Raw genomic sequence first — 11,695 nt, 5'->3', positions numbered from 1 at the left:
TTCCAACAGAGATCGCAGCCTGATTTACAGACACAAAAAAGCGCTGACAGAGACAACGTACTACAACGGACGTTGCTACTGTCAGCGCATTGTTAATGGCTAACCTGACATTCATCGGCTGCCGGCTTGCGAAAAGTAGATGCTTAGCCGTTCTGTTTCATGTCCTTTTCACTGAAGAACAAGGAATAGAGGACCGGAACCGCAACTAACGTCAGTAATGATGCGAAGGTAAGTCCGGCCATAATCGTTACAGCCATACTGGCAAAAAACGCATCCCATAGCAGCGGTAACATTCCGAGAACGGTGGTAAGCACAGCCAACATAACCGGTCGTACACGACTGATGCTGGCACCGGTAATTGCTTCTTGCAGGTTACTTGCCGTGCCTCGTCTGATATCAGCCTCATCAACCAGTACTATCGCATTTTTGATAAGCATCCCAGACAGGCTTAACAAGCCCAGCAAGGCAGTAAAACTAAATGGCAAGCCGGTCAGAATCAGTCCGGCTGTAACACCGCAAATCGACATAGGCACAATTATCCAGATAAGCGCCGCCTGCCTCAGTGCATTGAACAACAATATGGTGATCAGGATCATTGCCAGGAAGCTCAATGGTAGTTTCGAGCCCAGCCCGGCTTGCGCTTCACGGGAGCTCTCATATTCGCCTCCCCACTCAAGGGTATAACCCGGCGGAAGCTTCATCGCCTCAATCTCTTCAACGACAGTCGCCCGCGCGGTAGCAGCTGTGAGGTTGCCTACAGGCTCTGCCTGTACAGTGAGTGTGCGTACCCTGTTTCTGCGATGGATGATGCCGTTTTCCGAGTGCGCCTCAAAGTCTTTCACCACCTGGGTAACCGGAATGAAGTTTTGCTCTGTTTCGCTGTAGATAAGTCGATCCTCAAGCCACGACATGCTTCTTCTTTCCTCAGCAGGTGGTCGAATCACCACGGGGATCTGCCGATCTTCCTCTCGATAAACCCCCACCCGTTTGCCAACACTGGCAAACTCCAGAGAGTCGGCGATATCGGTGCGTGAAAGTCCTGCAATTCTGGCCTGTTGCTCATCGATGACCGGTCTGACAATCACTTCACGCTGACGCCAGTTTTGACGAATATCAGTCAGGCTGTCTGATCCATACATGATTTTTTGCGCCTTTTCTCCTAACGCCCGCAACACTTCAGGATCACTTCCCATAAAGCGTGCCTCAATTTTAGCGCCGGTTGCCGGGCCGAAGAATAAACGCCGCGTATACACTTGTGCCTGAGGATGCGAACGTCCTACCTTTTCGCGCAAGGTTTTCATAATTGACGGGATCTGCTCTCGCTGCTGTGTCCTTATAATAAACTGCCCATATGCCGGATTGGGCAATTCAGGCGCATACGTCAGCATAAAGCGACTGGCCCCCATTCCGATCAGGCTGGTCACGTTCACTACCCCGTCCTGCGCCATTATCACAGCCTCAATTTCCGTCATATCCTCTTCGGTCGCCCGAATATCACTGCCCTGCGGAAGATAATAGTCAACATAAAAAATCGGCGTATTAGAGGGTGGAAAGAATGACTGTTTTACCCAGCCAAAACCCACTACTGCAGCGCTGGTAGTAATAAACAGCAGTAATAACGTGAGGCGGCGATGGTGCAGCGCGGTATGTAACAGCTTCTTATAAGCGTTAAATCCACGACTGTTATAAATATCTTCATCGCTGTTACCACTTTCCTGTTTAAACAGATAATGACCAAGCAGTGGTGTGACTGTAACAGCCAGTATCCAGCTAAGTAATAAAGAAATAAGAATCACCGCGAACAGCGAGAACATAAAGTCCCCGGTGGTATCCTGTGACAACCCGATACCTGCAAATGCCAGAATCCCGATAACAGTAGCGGCAAGCAACGGGAACTGCGTTTGTTGAGCGGCTTCTTCAGCAGCCTCGATTGAGCTTTTACCCTGCTGCCGGTTAAGCAACATGGACTCGCCGATAACGATGGCGTTATCCACCAGCATCCCCATTGCGATAATCAAAGCACCAAGAGAAATCCTTTCCATCTGAATGGAAAACACCCACATGAAAAGCACAGTACCCAGCACGGTAAGCAGCAGAGTACCGCCGACCACCACACCGACACGCCATCCCATGACTAACAACAGTACTGCGACGACTATACTGACGGATGCCGCAAGGTTGATTAGAAAGTCGTTTATCGCCTCATCCACAACAATATGTTGCTCATAGATGGGCAAAATCTCTACACCCAGTGGCAGCTTTTCACGCAGGGTGTCCAGGTGGGCGTCAACGCGCTGACCGATATCAACGATATTTTTGTCACTGCGACCCGCGATTGCCAGCGTGAACGCGGTTTCGCCATTGTGTCTGACCAACTGGCGTGGCTGTTCGGTCTCATCGCGATACACGTTGGCGATATCGCCAATGTGTAATTGCTCGGTCGTGCCGGGAATACCGAACTTAAGGTTTCGGATTGTCTGTGCTGAGTCATCACTGGGCGGAATCACCAGGCGAATACGGCGATCTTCAACGCGCACACTGCCTGAATCGGCAATCGCACTTTCTGTCTGGAATACCCCGGCAATTTGGTTTAGAGAAATCCCCAGACTGGCCAGTTTTTCCTGCGTGACCTCAACGTAAATAGTTTCCTCGGGCACCCCGGCTAATTGTGCACGGGTCACACCCGGTACGGTAAGTACCTCTCGGCGCAGCTTTGATGACAGCTCACGCTTCTGACGGTTGGAAAAGCCCTCTGCCGTTACGGCATAGAACATACCGTAAACATCCCCAAAGTCGTCGTTTACCACAGGCTTAGCGGCACCCTGTGGCAGCGTCATTGTGGCGGCCTCTACTTTACGTCGCAGTTCATCCCATGCCTGGGGCAGTTGCTCACCGCTGAAATCGTCACGTAATTCTATGGTAATCTGGGACTGGCCTGGCAGAGACCGCGAAGTGATATCACCCAACTGACTTAGCTGCTGTATTCTTGATTCCAGCTGCTCGGTAACTTCTTCTTCTACCTCTTCAGCCGTAGCCCCTGGATAATTTGTGGTAATGATGGCCTGCTTTATGGCAAAAGCCGGATCCTCCAGCTTGCCAATTTCTATCACAGCGAATATACCGCCGATAAGAAATGTGACCATTAACAACCAGATTGTCAGTGGGTTTTTAATAGAATAGGTAGCGATCTTCATAGCACCGGCTTCGCACTGTCAAACGGGCGAACAGTCATATTTTCCTGAAGCTGCCGGATACCGGCCGATACAATTTTTTGGCCTGCGCTAATACCGCCTTTCACCTGAGCCTGATTGTCGCGAATAACACCGACTTCTACAGGATGATAGCTCACTGTTTTTGTCTTCTCGTCATACAACCATACGGCAAACTCCTCCTGCCCGGAGGTATCAACCGCTTTTAATGGCACCCACCAGCTTTGCGCGTCAGGACGCTCTATCTCAATACGGGCGGTCAATACCATTCCCGGTAAAAGCTCTACCCCTTTAATTCTGGGCAGCTTAAACGTAACGCGGTACGTCTGTGTGGCTTCATTTACTTCGGTGCGGTGCTCAAGATAGCTCAGGGTGACCGGCTGACCATCATTCCCGGTCACCTTCTCGCCCGCTTTGTTTTCGAGATAAACCTGATAGTGTGGCCCTTCTTCAACGGCCATACGCATCATTCTCTCTGGCACATTCACATGTACCCTCAGGTAATTGATGTTCTGTACCCGCAGTACTGGCTGATTAGGCTGTACAAAAGAATGCTTTTCTACCAGACGATTGGTGATCAGCGCATTGAACGGGGCATGTAGCTCTGCGTACTCGATATTAAGCTGCGCATTTTCAACCGCAATTTGCGCATTTTCGTAATTAGTTTTAAGCCCGTCATAGTCTGAATCACTGATATACGACTCTTTCTTCAGTTCTTCACCGCGCTGAAAGTCAGATTCCGCTTTTCGTAAAGACGATTTAGCCTGGCGTAACGCCAGTTCGTAATCCTGTGGCTCAAGCGCTGCCAGTAATTCGCCTTCAGGTACAACAATTCCCTGCTTTTCAACCAACTGATTAATGCGACCGGATACCTGAAATGACAGATCGACGGTGCTTAGCGCATCCACCCTGGCAACGAAGCGGCGGGCGGTGGTTTGTGTATCGGCGCCGACCTCATAGAGCTGCACCAATGGCGCGGGCTGCTTTGTTTGTTTTGGCTCGTCTTTGGAACAGCCCGAGATAACCATTACCGAGGCGATTAGCCACATGGTCAGTCGTAGACAATTATTTCTCACGGGTATTTTCTCCTAACGATTCAGCCATTTTAATCAGTTTATGGCGGATTGACTTACGCTCGTCCTCACTGAAAGGACTGACTGAAATAAGCTCCTGAAAGCTTAGTCCATCGGCAGCTAACCAAAGTAACAGGCTGTCGAAATAGCGGGATTCATCGGCTTTAAGTTCTTCAACAAATTCTTCGAAGCGTGACTGGATGGGGGCCATTAAAGATTCACCTTCGGTAGCGGCCACCAGTAATATGCGGGCGTAGTCCAGGTTGACATGATCATGAATTTGTTCCCGACTCTTTAACACCCGGGTAATAGGCAACAGCGCATCCTGCTCGCTGACAATATCGTCTTCATAACAGCGAAATGTATTCATCATGTTGGCAAGTAATGCTTCAAGTAATGCTTCTTTGTTCTTGAAGTGGTGCATGATACCGCCCTTACTCATACCGCACTTATCTGCCACTTTATCCAGTGTGAGCACTTTCGGCCCCTGGTTTATTGCGATATCGATAGCAGCATCCACAATGCGCTGCCTGGACGGCTTTTTATCTCTGGGCATTTTTTCTCCGGCAGCTGTATCACCGGACACTTTATCAGCACTCATGTGCGCTCCACAAAAAAACAAACCAACCGGTCGGTTTTTAAATCATTTAATGGATGATGTCAATGATTATGCGCGCCAGGCGCTCTATTTCCGCGCTGAGTCAATCACGGTTTCTTTTTTCCAGGCACAAAAAAACCGGCCTCGTGGGCCGGCTTTTTACGCTGATACTATTTATCAGGCTACTTCAGAGATCTCTTCTTCTGTCTGATGAGTCAGCAGATATTCAAATGCTGCCAGTGACGCTTTTGCACCCTCACCCAATGACACAACAATTTGCTTGTACGGCACTGTTGTAACATCACCGGCGGCAAAGATACCAGGCTCAGATGTATTGCATTTTTCATCGACAATGATTTCGCCATACTGGGTCAAATCAAGCGTTTCAGTCAAAAACTGACTGTTTGGCACCAGACCAATCTGAACGAATACGCCAGACAGGTGCTTACGATGCGTCTCTTCTGTCTCCCTGTCCTGATAGTCAATCGCCGCAACTTTGCCATTGTCAGCGATGATTTCTTTGGTTGCAGCGTTACGTATAATAGTTACGTTGTCACGCTTTTCTGCCTGATCTATCAGTACTTTGTCAGCTTTCAGCTCAGGCATAAACTCAAATACTGTCACTGATTTTACGATTCCGGCCAAATCAAGTGCAGCCTCGATGCCTGAGTTACCACCACCGATTACAGCGACATCTTTGCCTTTAAAGAACGGACCATCGCAGTGAGGACAGTATGCAACGCCATTACCTACGTTTTCCTGCTCACCGGGTATGCCCAATTGCTTCCAGCGCGCACCGGTTGCAATTATGATTGAGCGCGTTTTAATTGTTTCGCCTGAAGACAACGTAATAGTCTTTACATTACCTTTTTCAATCTTTTCAACCCGCACATGCTCTTTAAACGTGATGTCATAGTCCTTCATGTGCTCAGCCAGATTACCAACAAGCTCCGGGCCGGTAGTCTTAGGTACAGAAATCAGGTTTTCGATGCCCATGGTGTCTTTCACCTGCCCGCCAAAACGGTCTGCAACCATCGCAACTTTCAGGCCTTTACGAGCACTGTAAATTGCTGAACTCACACCAGCCGGACCGCCGCCGATGACAGTGACATCCTGAAGCGGCAAACTCTCACCTTTGTTTGCATCTTTAAGCGAAGGATCCCGTTCAAGCAACTTATCTATCAATACCGCGGCATCAACCTTACCATTGGCGAATAATTCACCGTTGAGGTACACAGAAGGTACCCCCTGAATGTCACGCTCTTCAACAACATTCTGGTACAGTCCGCCGTCGATCATTTCAGTGGTTATATTTGGATTTAGCAGCGCAAATTGGTTCAATGCCTGAACCACTTCCGGACAGTTATGGCAGCTAAGGCTAATGAATACTTCAAAGTGGAGATCATCAGATACGCCCTTAACGATGCTTTTCAGGCTGTCGTCAATTTTAAGCTCTGAGCCACCAGAAGCATGCAACATTGCCAATACCAGTGAATTGAACTCATGTCCTGCCGGAATACCCGAAAAACGAATACCGGTATCGTTACCGTCTGCTTCTAAAAGAAAGCTTAGCGAGCTACGCAAAACGCCATCGGTATCTCGCTCTTCAAACTTGATATTATCGCTTACGCCGGCAATATCTGACAGAAACGTCACGAGTTCGTCACGCTTGCTGTGTTCGCCAGTCTGCAGAACGAACGTTACCTCTTTCTTCATAGACTCAGCATAGCCTTTCAGCGCTTGTAAAATTTCTTTAGTTAACACGTCGAATCTGCCTCTTATTGATGAGTGATAAATGATACGGGCCAGCGGGCCCGTATCAGCGACCAGTTATAGACTTAGATTTTTCCTACAAGGTCCAGTGAAGGTGCCAGTGTTTCTTCACCTTCTTTCCATTTTGCGGGACATACTTCACCTGGATGTTCTGCAACATATTGCGCTGCTTTAACTTTGCGTACCAGGTCATCAGCGTCACGACCAATGCCTTCAGCTGTAATTTCCATCGCCTGAACGATACCATCAGGGTCTACAACGAATGTTGCACGGTCAGCAAGACCCATGTTTTCACGCATACAATCGAAGTTGCGTGTAATTTCACCCGTTGGGTCACCAATCATCGCAAAATCAATTTTACCGATGGTTTCTGACGACTGATGCCATGCTGCGTGTGTGAAGTGTGTATCAGTTGATACTGAGAAAACTTCTACGCCACGAGACTGCAGCTCTTCATATTTGTCTGCAATGTCGCCAAGCTCAGTAGGACATACGAAAGTAAAGTCAGCTGGATAGAAAACAAATACAGCCCACTTGCCTTTAATATCTTCGCTGCTTACTTCTACAAACTCGCCTTTTTTAAATGCATTTGCTTTGAAAGGTTTGATAGCAGTGTTAATCAATGCCATTGTTAATCTCCATCTGGTTAAAATAATTATGTGCTTTTGCCCAAGGCAAAAATCACAGTGAGTACGAATTATTTGTGGGGTCGGTTTCGTTTGATTGGAACCGCGCCCCGTCAACTGATTGTTAGAATAGCGAAGCTGCTTTAAGAATGATAATTGGTAATTTTGAACACCCTAATTAGGTTTTACGATTGATACCAAATATTTTGTGCGGATTTATTGAACAACGAATAATAACAGAGAATTTGCCGGTTGCAAGTGAGAGAGCCCATGACAACACCTGAATCCTGTAGTCCAGAACGAGCAGCATTTATTACTGAGCAGATAGTGCGCACAGACGCTAGTACGCCTGATGCGATGATTAATAAACACAATAAGATGGCAGATAATCCATTTTCGTTTTACCGGGGAAGTGCACAGCTTTTCTACGCGGATTTGCATGCCGGCAATATTAAGGTGCCGACGCCGCTACACAGATTACCGCTGACCTGCGTCACCGGCGACTGCCATCTTTCAAACTTCGGCTTTATTACGGAGGAAGGTTCACACGGCGATAACGTAATTTTTGCTCCCAATGACTTTGATGATGCATGTGTTGGCCATGCCCACTGGGATATAATCCGATACCTGTGCTCACTAATACTGGCGGCAGATTACTGTCAGGGTATTGAATCCGGTCAATATCTGCACCCAAAAAATAAGGCAGACAAACCCGCCGTTTCACAAACTGATGTGACTAAAGCGATGTCTTTATTTTTAGAGCAGTATATTGCTACCTGTCAGGCACTACATACTGGATTGTTGCCTCGCGACGCGGCGGTAGAGTCGGTCCCGGAAGGCGCGAAACTGCACAAGGCATTCTGTAAAGCTCAGCGCCGCAGCGCACTGGGCGAAGAATTTGTCACTAAAAGCGCATTGGCTAAAGCTATATACATGGCTGATGACGGGCTTCAGTTTATTCAAAACACTGACAAATTTTCGCCACTGGCATCTCATCACTATAACGAGATTGCCGCGGCATTCGCACCGTACATGGATGATGAAATTATCGATATCGTCGTGCGTAACAATGCAGGTACCGGTTCGGTCAATCTTGAGCGGTTTTACTTTTTGATCGGCCCGGCAAGGCCACATGACGAACAAAGCTTTGCCCGCTGTCACATCGTTGAAGTCAAACAGCAGCGTGAAGCAGCACCACTTTATTACTTCAGAAACCTTTCACCAATTAACCGCCTCAACCCGGCACATCTTACTGCCCGCTGCCAGCGCCGGATGCAGCGCAGGCCTGACTTATTACTGGATGAAGCAATCTGGCAGAACAAGCATTACTTAGTACGTTCCCGCCATCATGCCAGGGTAAGTATAAAGCCGGAAGATATTGGACTGGGAAAAAAGAATATTGCAGGTGGATTTGATGATTTTGCTGCATTGTGCGGCAAAACGCTGGCACTGGCTCATGCCAGAAGCGACCGCCGCTCCACACGATATGAAGAGCAGGCTTCACGGGTGATAGCTGCAAATAGTCATGCACTTGTTGACAGTGCTTCCCTGTACGCTAATCAGGTAATGTCAGACTACGCGTGGTTTGTTGGCGCTCTTTCAGAAAATTAACGCCGTATTTGTCTGACAATATGCAAGGGTTTCAGCCATCACATGTCCGCTGGCACCCTGAGGCTCTCCTGATCAATGTTGAGCACGGTAAAGTACTGGTCTCGCTTTTGCACCTGACTGGCGGGCAGCGTGTCGCCACTTAACGCACGCGCGGCGCGGTACATGGTTTCGACCTGTTCTTCATTTAACAGGTCTTTTTTATTTAGCTGAGTAAGCACTTTAAGCAGACTTAACGCAATCTGTCGGTTGTCGGGTGATAACTGCAACGCCTGACGCAGATTATTATAAGCTGGCATCATGCGGTTTTCCTTGTAATTCACCGCCGCCATTTCCTTTAACTCTTTGGTAGTAAAGCTAATATCTCGTCGCTCAATTTCTTCCTGTTTGAGATATTCGTCAACCACATGTGAGGAAAACGTATCTCCCTCAATTTGCTGGCGAATTTTATCCAGTAGCGAAAGGCAATGCTCTTTCATACCGAGCTCATGAAACGCTTTCATTTTGTCCAGATTGTCTTCCATCGACAATCCGTTCAGGTCGGGCCTTTTGGCCTGCATAATCGCTTCTGCATCGCGCTTTTGATTACTGATACACAACATTCTCGCCCTGATTACATCAAGCTGGTCTGAAAGCTCCCGCCCTACCCCTTTTTTACTGCGAAGCTGAGTCATATCATAGTCAGCTCGCTTAATTAGCTGATCGGCTTCATCCTGACTGAGACTGGTAGCCAAATCTAACGTTGAACGAATAACATTCAAAGTTAGTTCCGGCGAATCGTGGATTGAGTTTTTAGCAAAACGCGCCATGTTCTGCACTGCTTTCAGCTGTCCATGGCGATCTCTGTTTAGCCGGGCTAAATCCCATAGACGCCGATTGCGTTCGATATTTCTGGGGGCCAGACTGCTTGCCTGTTTTATTTTTTCATAGGCCTTGTCATACGCTTCCTGTTCCAGATAAAACTGGGCCATTAAATCCAGTACCTGAAAGCGGGTATCGTCGCGTTCCAGTAAATCCTCAACCAATGCTTCACCCGCTTCTGCTTTTTTCTGCCTGAACAGGCTCTTAGCCAGACCAACATGCACCCACGCATGATCACATTGCTCTGACACATTAAGATAGTGCTGCTCGGCCTGATCAAATTCACGCAATGCCATCAGGCATTCGCCAATAGTTCTTTTAAGCCGCGGGTGGAATTCCTGCATCTGCAGATCGTTCAGGTGTCGCTCTGCATAATAAATTGCTGCCGCATAATCTCGCTGATGCAGACAATGAAGCAACTTGTGTAACTTGCGGCGAATGGAGATCAAATAATGCAGGCGGCTTTCAATACGTTTTCGGTCAAGCGGCTTGACCCAGAAATCGTCAGGTTGCAGTTCAACAATACAGTTAACCAGTTCATGACTGGTTTCAGCACTTAGAAAAATAACCGTGGTTTTATCAGTAATATGTTGGTGATGTTTCAGCTCTTCGAATAAGTGAAACCCATCCTTATCGTGGCTGATATTAAAGGCAATCAATACAAAGTCGAACTGCTGATTGTCGCACTCTCTAAGAGCATGATAAGCATTTAACGCACAACTGACTTTGGTGATCCCCACTTCCCTGAGGGCGTGAATAATCTGGTCGTGTACTAAACTTTGATTGTCAATAATTAACACCCGAAGATCGGCGTTATCAACCGGTGGGGGAAATTTATCCATAGCCCGATTTACTTCACTGTATCTCTTTTACGCTTATTTACCGGGTAATCATGCCAGCAGCATTGCAGTGGCACTGTTTTCCCTGTGAATAGAGAAGATGATTAAACAATGTCGTAAAAATAGCATTTTGCACGTGCAAAAGGAATCGAAACAAGCGCTTTAAAAGCGCTATGGCCAGTGTTTTACCACCACACCGTCACGTCCCTGTGCTTTGGCATCATATAAAGCGCCATCAGCGCTATCGACCAACATTCTGCTATCCGGAACTCCCGCCGCAAGGGCGGCAAAATCAACACAAACAACGCCGGTACTTACCGACAGATGCCCCGACTGACTATCGGCGTGAGCGATGTTGGCCGCCGCAATCCGCTGTCTGATTTTATTGGCGATAGCCTCTGCACCATGGATATCAGTATCACTTAAAATAATCCCGAATTCCTCACCGCCCAGCCGACTGACCAAATCTGTTCCACGCCGTGCGCATTCACACAATAGTCTGGCTACCGCAACCAGACAGTCATCGCCGCGGCCGTGACCGTAGCGATCGTTATAGCCTTTAAAGTTGTCAATATCGGTAATTAGCAGGGAAAGTGCGTGCTGCTCGCGATGGTTTCGTTCAATCTCGCGAGCCATTGCCTCTTCGAACTTGCGACGATTGGCAAGGTTGGTAAGCGGGTCAGTTGCAGCCAGCGATTCAAGCTGCAGGGTTTGTCTGTACAGCCGGGTATGTGTTTGTACTCTGGCACGCAGTATCGGTGTCTCTACAGGCTTGGTGATATAATCCACTGCACCTAACTCAAACCCTTTAGCCTGTTGGTCAACTGCATCCAGTGCACTAACAAAAATCACCGGGATTTTCTGGATTTGATCATAAGATTTTAGCTGTCGACATAGTGCAAATCCGTCGATACCGGGCATGACAACATCCAGTAAAATCAGATCCGGTTGTGTGTTTAATGCCTGCTGCAGCCCTTCGCGCGCTGTCTTTGCTACCAGTACGTCATATTCCTTTGATAGCGCATCAGCGATTAGCCTTATCGTTGCTACATCGTCGTCCACAATAAGCACTTTCGCTCTGGAGTGTAGTACTGCCATAAACTTCCTT

At 47.9% G+C, this 11,695-nt stretch carries 8 protein-coding genes; 1 reads left to right on the top strand and 7 read right to left on the bottom strand.

Features of this window, described 5'->3' with window-relative positions; translation table 11 throughout:
- Window positions 1–143 precede the first annotated feature (143 nt).
- From FBQ74_RS07180 to ahpC, 5 genes are all read right to left on the bottom strand, one after another.
- Complete coding sequence (locus tag FBQ74_RS07180; protein WP_139756027.1) at window positions 144–3,194, bottom strand: efflux RND transporter permease subunit; 3,051 nt, start codon at window positions 3,192–3,194, stop codon at window positions 144–146.
- On the bottom strand, window positions 3,191–4,285 hold the full coding sequence (locus tag FBQ74_RS07175; RefSeq protein WP_139756026.1) for an efflux RND transporter periplasmic adaptor subunit: 1,095 nt from the start codon (window positions 4,283–4,285) through the stop codon (window positions 3,191–3,193). The genes FBQ74_RS07180 and FBQ74_RS07175 overlap by 4 nt, the downstream gene beginning before the upstream one ends.
- Window positions 4,275–4,883 carry a TetR/AcrR family transcriptional regulator gene (locus FBQ74_RS07170; protein ID WP_139756025.1) on the bottom strand — a complete coding sequence of 203 codons (609 nt, stop codon included), beginning with the start codon at window positions 4,881–4,883 and terminating at the stop codon, window positions 4,275–4,277. Before FBQ74_RS07170 ends, FBQ74_RS07175 begins: the two co-directional genes overlap by 11 nt.
- A 174-nt stretch (window positions 4,884–5,057) precedes the next feature.
- The gene (ahpF, locus tag FBQ74_RS07165; protein ID WP_139756024.1) at window positions 5,058–6,644 is read right to left on the bottom strand and encodes an alkyl hydroperoxide reductase subunit F; all 1,587 of its coding nucleotides are present in this window, start codon (window positions 6,642–6,644) and stop codon (window positions 5,058–5,060) included.
- Window positions 6,645–6,718: 74 nt separating this feature from the next.
- Entirely contained in the window at window positions 6,719–7,276 is a 558-nt protein-coding gene (ahpC, locus tag FBQ74_RS07160) for an alkyl hydroperoxide reductase subunit C (protein WP_456300151.1), read from the bottom strand.
- Window positions 7,277–7,549: 273 nt separating this feature from the next.
- On the opposite strand from ahpC, the gene FBQ74_RS07155 reads away from it, so the two are divergent.
- A complete protein-coding gene (locus FBQ74_RS07155; RefSeq protein WP_139756022.1) occupies window positions 7,550–8,890 on the top strand; it encodes a DUF2252 family protein in 1,341 nt (446 codons plus the stop codon).
- 38 nt (window positions 8,891–8,928) lie between these two features.
- On the opposite strand, the gene FBQ74_RS07150 is transcribed toward FBQ74_RS07155, so the two are convergent.
- Window positions 8,929–10,590 carry a response regulator gene (locus tag FBQ74_RS07150; protein ID WP_139756021.1) on the bottom strand — a complete coding sequence of 554 codons (1,662 nt, stop codon included), beginning with the start codon at window positions 10,588–10,590 and terminating at the stop codon, window positions 8,929–8,931.
- Window positions 10,591–10,758: 168 nt separating this feature from the next.
- The gene (locus FBQ74_RS07145) at window positions 10,759–11,685 is read right to left on the bottom strand and encodes a diguanylate cyclase (protein WP_139756020.1); all 927 of its coding nucleotides are present in this window, start codon (window positions 11,683–11,685) and stop codon (window positions 10,759–10,761) included.
- Window positions 11,686–11,695: the final 10 nt, after the last annotated feature.

The sequence above is a fragment of the Salinimonas iocasae genome, from assembly GCF_006228385.1.
Taxonomy (GTDB): Bacteria; Pseudomonadota; Gammaproteobacteria; order Enterobacterales; family Alteromonadaceae; genus Alteromonas; species Alteromonas iocasae.
The sequence above is the reverse complement of the archived record's forward strand: the minus strand, read 5'-3'. Positions and strand labels throughout refer to the sequence as shown.

Excerpts from the sequence above, each read along its gene's own strand:
- FBQ74_RS07180 (WP_139756027.1), bottom strand. The coding sequence starts at position 3,194 with ATGAAGATCGCTACCTATTCTATTAAAAACCCACTGACAATCTGGTTG.
- FBQ74_RS07170 (WP_139756025.1), bottom strand. The coding sequence starts at position 4,883 with ATGAGTGCTGATAAAGTGTCCGGTGATACAGCTGCCGGAGAAAAAATG.
- FBQ74_RS07155 (WP_139756022.1), top strand. The coding sequence starts at position 7,550 with ATGACAACACCTGAATCCTGTAGTCCAGAACGAGCAGCATTTATTACT.
- FBQ74_RS07150 (WP_139756021.1), bottom strand. The coding sequence starts at position 10,590 with ATGGATAAATTTCCCCCACCGGTTGATAACGCCGATCTTCGGGTGTTA.
- FBQ74_RS07145 (WP_139756020.1), bottom strand. The coding sequence starts at position 11,685 with ATGGCAGTACTACACTCCAGAGCGAAAGTGCTTATTGTGGACGACGAT.